This is a genomic window from Dietzia sp. B19 (assembly GCF_014145155.1).
Classification (GTDB): Bacteria; Actinomycetota; Actinomycetes; order Mycobacteriales; family Mycobacteriaceae; genus Dietzia; species Dietzia natronolimnaea.
Window position 1 is genome coordinate 2527 of sequence record NZ_JAALED010000301.1, and the last position, 5330, is coordinate 7856.

Annotated in this window: 5 protein-coding genes and 1 pseudogene; 3 read left to right on the forward strand and 3 right to left on the reverse strand. The window is 71.0% G+C overall.

The genetic code is table 11. The features are described from left to right. The coding region (locus tag G6020_RS09265) for a CoA transferase (protein WP_241732640.1) at positions 1–865 on the reverse strand (865 nt) is incomplete at its 3' end. Positions 866–989: 124 nt separating this feature from the next. On the opposite strand from G6020_RS09265, the gene G6020_RS09270 reads away from it, so the two are divergent. From G6020_RS09270 to fabG, 3 genes are read left to right on the forward strand one after another with little or no spacing between them, the layout of a single operon-like run. After that, a complete protein-coding gene (locus G6020_RS09270) occupies positions 990–2186 on the forward strand; it encodes an acyl-CoA dehydrogenase family protein (RefSeq protein WP_182610415.1) in 1197 nt (398 codons plus the stop codon). Next, entirely contained in the window at positions 2183–3367 is a 1185-nt protein-coding gene (locus G6020_RS09275) for a CaiB/BaiF CoA-transferase family protein (RefSeq protein WP_182610416.1), read from the forward strand. Before G6020_RS09270 ends, G6020_RS09275 begins: the two co-directional genes overlap by 4 nt. Beyond that, positions 3354–4094 carry a 3-oxoacyl-ACP reductase FabG gene (gene fabG / locus G6020_RS09280; protein ID WP_179525660.1) on the forward strand — a complete coding sequence of 247 codons (741 nt, stop codon included), beginning with the start codon at positions 3354–3356 and terminating at the stop codon, positions 4092–4094. Before G6020_RS09275 ends, fabG begins: the two co-directional genes overlap by 14 nt. Before the next feature lie 34 nt (positions 4095–4128). Here the strand turns inward: fabG and G6020_RS09285 are convergent, their stop codons facing one another. Next, on the reverse strand, positions 4129–4887 hold the full coding sequence (locus G6020_RS09285; protein WP_179525659.1) for an FCD domain-containing protein: 759 nt from the start codon (positions 4885–4887) through the stop codon (positions 4129–4131). Between the two features lie 8 nt (positions 4888–4895). Continuing rightward, positions 4896–5330: pseudogene (locus tag G6020_RS09290) on the reverse strand (acyl dehydratase); the annotation flags it as partial.

Sequence of the window (5330 nt, forward strand, 5' to 3'; positions counted from 1 at the left end):
CGAGGGCGTCAACGGCGTCCCGGGTCCCGGTCACCCGCGCCAGGTCGTGGAAATGCCTGGTGGTCAGGGCGACCACCATCACACGGCCCCCGTCGGCGGTGGTGAAGTCCCTCCCGAACGTGCCGTAGACGTAGTTGCCGACGGCGGGCCGGGTGGACCCGTCGAGTTGCGGCTCGGTGAGGTAGCCCAGCGCGCCGGCGGTGGCCAGGGCGACGTCGTCCAGCGGGAGCACGATGCGTCGGCCCCGGCCGGTCCTCTCCCGCTCGCGGACGGCGGAGACCACCGCCAGAGCCGCGTGGAGGCCCGCGGCGACGTCCCAGGCCGGCAGGGCGTGGTTGACCACCTGCCCGGCGCCCTGTCCACCGCCCTGTCCGCCGTCTTGTCCACCGCCCTGCCCGCCGTCCTGTCCGGTGATCGCGGGGAACCCGAGGGCGGCGTTGACGGTGTAGTCGACCCCGGGGCGGCCGTCGCGACGTCCGAGCAGTTCGAGGGTGATGACATCGGGTCGGACCGCGGCCAGACGCTCATGGCTCATCCACTCCCGGCCGGCGGAGTTGGTCACGAGGATCCCCGAGCCCTCCCCGGGCGCGGTGACGAGGTCCCGGAACGACTGCCGGCCCTCGTCGGAACGGAGGTCGAGGGTCACCGAGGACTTGCCCCTGTTGAGGCCGGTCCAGTAGATCGAGGTTCCGCCCGGGGCGAGCGGCCAGCGGTGCACGTCCGCCGCGCCGCCCACCGGGTCGACGCGGATGACCTCGGCGCCGAGCTGGGCGAGCGTGAGCCCGCACAGGGGAGAGGCCACGAAGCTGGAGAGTTCGACCACGCGGATGCCGCTGAGCGGTCGCGACTCGCTGGATTCGGCCATCGGTGGCTCCCGGGGGTCCGGCGGTGACTATTGCCCCGCTCCGTAATTGATGATAATAGTTTGAAGCATACTTCACCGGATCGTGGTTCCGCGAGGGCCATCACGGACGACAGAGGACACAGTCATGAGCGAGCAGGCGGACTCGGTGGGGCCCGAGGTCGACGCGGAGGACTTCGCGGCCATCCTCGCCACGACCCGCGACTTCATCCGGACCGTGGTGATGCCCCGGGAGCGGGAGATCGCCGACGCCGACGCCGTCCCCGACGACATCCGGGCCGGGCTGGCCGAGATGGGGATGTTCGGGTACGCGATCCCGCAGCAGTGGGGTGGCCTGGGGTTGGACCTGACCCAGGACGTCGAGCTGGCGATGGAATTCGGGTACACCAGCCTGGCCATGCGGTCGCTGTTCGGCACCAACAACGGGATCGCCGGGCAGGTCCTGGTGAACTTCGGCACCGACGAGCAGAAGGCGGAGTGGCTGGAGCGGATCGCGTCCGGCGAGGTGATCGCGTCCTTCGCGCTGACCGAGGACGGTGCGGGGTCCAATCCCGCCGGGCTGGCGACCAAGGCCGTCCGGGACGGCGACGACTGGGTCATCGACGGCACCAAGCGCTTCATCACCAACGCGCCGGTGGCGGATCTGTTCGTCGTGTTCGCCCGGACCCGCCCCGCGGACGCCGGCGGCCCGGGGATCGCGGTGTTCCTCGTCCCCGCCGACGCGGCAGGGGTCACGGTGGGACCGGAGGACCGCAAGATGGGCCAGGAGGGTGCCCCGACCTCAGAGGTGGACTTCAGTGGTGTCCGGGTCCCCGCCTCGTCGCTGGTGGGGGGAGACGATGACGCCGGGTACCGCGCGGCGATGACGTCCCTGGCCCGCGGTCGCGTGCACATCGCCGCCGTCGCCGTGGGGTCGGCGAGAAGGGCGCTCGACGAGTCGCTGGCCCATGCGGCCACCACCACGCAGGGGGGCACGGCCGTCGGCGACTTCCAGCTGGTCCAGGCCATGATCGCCGACCAGCAGGTCGGGGTGATGGCCGGACAGGCGCTGGTCCGGGAGGTCGCGGCCAAGTACGTCTCGGGAGAGGACCGACGCATCGCCCCGTCCGTCGCCAAGCTCTTCTGCACGGAGATGGCGGGGAAGGTCGCCGACCTGGCCGTCCAGATCCACGGCGGCACCGGGTACATGCGGGGCGTGGTGGTCGAGCGGATCTACCGGGACATCCGCCTGCTGCGCCTCTACGAGGGGACCAGCGAGATCCAGAGGCTGATCATCGGCGGCGGCCTCATGCGCGGTGCGACACGCGAGGCCACCGCACGATGACGGGAGGCGGGCCGCTCCCTCTCGAGGGGATCACGGTCGTGGCGGTCGAACAGGCCGTCGCCGGCCCGTTGGCCACCCGTCACCTCGCGGACCTCGGCGCCCGCGTCATCAAGATCGAGCGGCCGGGGGAGGGTGACTTCGCCCGGTCCTACGACGACACCGTCCACGGCCTGGCCTCGCACTTCGTCTGGCTCAACAGGGGCAAGGAGTCGATCGAGCTCGACCTGGCCTCCGACGACGGGCGGCGGGTCGCGCTCGAGCTGGCCGACCGTGCGGACGTGGTCCTGAGCAACCTGGCACCCGGGGCGATGGACCGGTTGGGTCTGGGGGCCGCTGCGCTCCGGTCGAGGAAGGACGAGCTCGTCGTCGTCACCCTCTCCGGGTACGGCGACGCGGGGCCGTACTCGGGCCGCAAGGCCTACGACATGCTCGTCCAGGCCGAGTCGGGGTTGTGCTCGATCACCGGTACCCCCGAGACCGCCACCAAGACCGGCGTCCCGGTCTCCGACATCGCGACCGGGATGTATGCGCTCTCGGCGGTCCAGTCGGCGCTGTTCCGTCGGGAGCGGACCGGGCTCGGTGCCACGATCGAGGTGTCGATGTTCGAGGCGACAGCCGAGTGGATGGGCCACCCCATGTACATCCGGATGTACGCGGACCGGCAGGTCGGGCGCATGGGCCTGTCGCACGCCTCGATCTGCCCGTACGACGCCTTCCCCACCAGGGACGGACAGGTGCTCATCGGGGTGCAGAACGACCGGGGATGGGCGGCGCTGGTCCGCGACGTGTTGGACCGGCCGGATCTCGTCGACGACGAGCGGTACGCGACCAACATCGCCCGCGTGGCGCGCAGGGCCGAGGTGGACGCGCTGATCGGGTCCCTGACCAGGGAGTACGACTCGGAGGAGCTGGCCGCGCGACTCGACGACGCCGGTGTCCCGGCGGCCCGGCTCAACGACGTCGCCGGACTGGTCCACCACCCGCAGCTCGAGGCGCGGGACCGGTGGCGCGAGGTCGACACCCCGGCCGGATCCGTCCGCGGCCTGCTCCCGCCGATCACCTACGCGGACGTAGAGCTACCGATGGGGCCCGTGCCGTCACTGGGCCGACACACCGATGCGATCCTGGCCGAACTGGCCGGGCGGGCACGAGGAGAGGACACACGTCATGGGACTTCTTGAGGGTAGGACCGCGGTCGTCACCGGAGCCGCGCGCGGGATCGGGTTGGAGATCGCGCGGACGTTCATCGACAGCGGGGCGCGCGTCGTGATCGGGGACATCGACGACGAGGCGGGCGCGGCCGCGGTCACCGAGCTGGGCGGCGAGGACGCCGCACGGTACGTGAACTGCGACGTGCGTGACGGGGCGGCGATCGAGCACCTGATCGACGTGGCCGAGGAGGCGTTCGGGCCGCTCGGGGTGTTCGTGAACAACGCCGGTGTCACCCGCGACGCCACGATGCGCACGATGACCGAGGAGCAGTTCGATGACATCATCGCGATCCACCTCAAGGGAACGTGGAACGGCACCCGCGCGGCCGCCGGGCGGATGCGGGAGCACGGGGGAGGGGCGATCGTCAACGTCTCCTCCATCTCCGGCAAGGTCGGGCTGAAGGGTCAGACCAACTACTCCGCCGCCAAGGCGGGGATAATCGGATTGACCAAGGCCGCCGCCAAGGAGGTCGCGTTCAAGAACGTGCGCATCAACGCGATCCAGCCGGGGCTCATCCGCACCGCCATGACCCTGGCGATGCCGCAGCACGTCTGGGACGAGAAGATGGCCGAGATCCCCCTGGGCCGGGCCGGCGAGCCCTCCGAGGTCGCGCAGGTCGTGCTGTTCCTGGCCAGCGACATGTCGAGCTACATGACCGGTACGGTCCTCGAGATCACCGGCGGCCGCCACATCTGATCCGCCTCGGACGGGCACGGCCCGATGACCCGGGTCAACCGTCGAGGTCCCACCGGATCGGCCTCGCGAGCGCGCTGTGGAACCGCTTCTCCAGGTACGTGGTGTGCTCGTGGATGTGGACCGACATCAACCGGGACGCGGTGTCGCCGTCCCGGTCGGCGATCGCGGCGTAGATCTCCTCGTGGATGTCGCACGTCAACTCGCGCTGCCGCCTGGGGTAGGTGATGCCCATCGAGGCTCCGGCGATCAGGCCGCTCAGCGCATCGAAGAGGTAGCCGAAGAGCGCGTTCCCGGAGCTCCAGGCGATCAGCTCGTGGAATCGCTCGGAGTGGGCCGAGAACGCGGCCTGGTCGCCCATCTGCTCCCGCGTCTGGCGGAGGTTCTCGGCGAGTCCGGCCAGTCCGGCGTCGTCGATCCGCGAGGTGGCCAGACGGGAGATGGTGGGCTCCAACGCCGTGCGGGCCTCCATGATCGTGGAGAACGGGGCGTTCTCGAACTGCAGGAGCAGGCTCAACGTGGCGGCCAGCGTCCCCCCGTCCGGTTGCTGCACGATCGGCCCGCCACCGGGCCCGGGCTTGAGCATGAGCACGCCCTGCAGCTCCAGGTAGCGCAGCGACTCGCGGAGCGTCCCGCGACCGACCCCGTACTGCTCGAGCATGAGGTGTTCCGGGGGCAGCCGGTCGCCGACGGTGTTCCCGCGACGGGAGATGTCCTCGACGATCTGCTGGGCCACCAGGAGCGCCGTCTTCTTGGGACGGCCCACCCCCGGCCGCGTGCCGCCTTCTGAACTCATGACAACCATTATCCCCGATCCGGGCGTCCGGGCATGAGTACCGTGTACGACCAGTCCAGGACGGGAGCGTCACCGTCCGCCCGGTGGGCGGTGACGAGCGACCGCAGATCGAGCGCCGTCCCCCCGTCCGGGAGATCGACCGCGGCCCCGATCACGAGCTCGCTGCTCAGGGTGTCGCCCTCGCGGACCGGGCCCACGTGGTCGCAGGAGTGCCAGCCGAGCACGGTGAGCATCGTCGGCAGCGCCCGGGTGGCCTGCGACAGCGTGAGTCCGATGGTGTGGCCGCCGTAGACCAACCTGCCGGCGCCCGAGACGCGGGCGTCGTGGTGGGTCTGCGCGATGTTCAGGGTGAGCCGGGCCAGTTCCGGGGCGCTCGAGACCACGTCGGCGCCCGGGCGCAGGACGGTGCCCTCGGCGGGGAGGGGGTCACCCGCCCCGGGGAC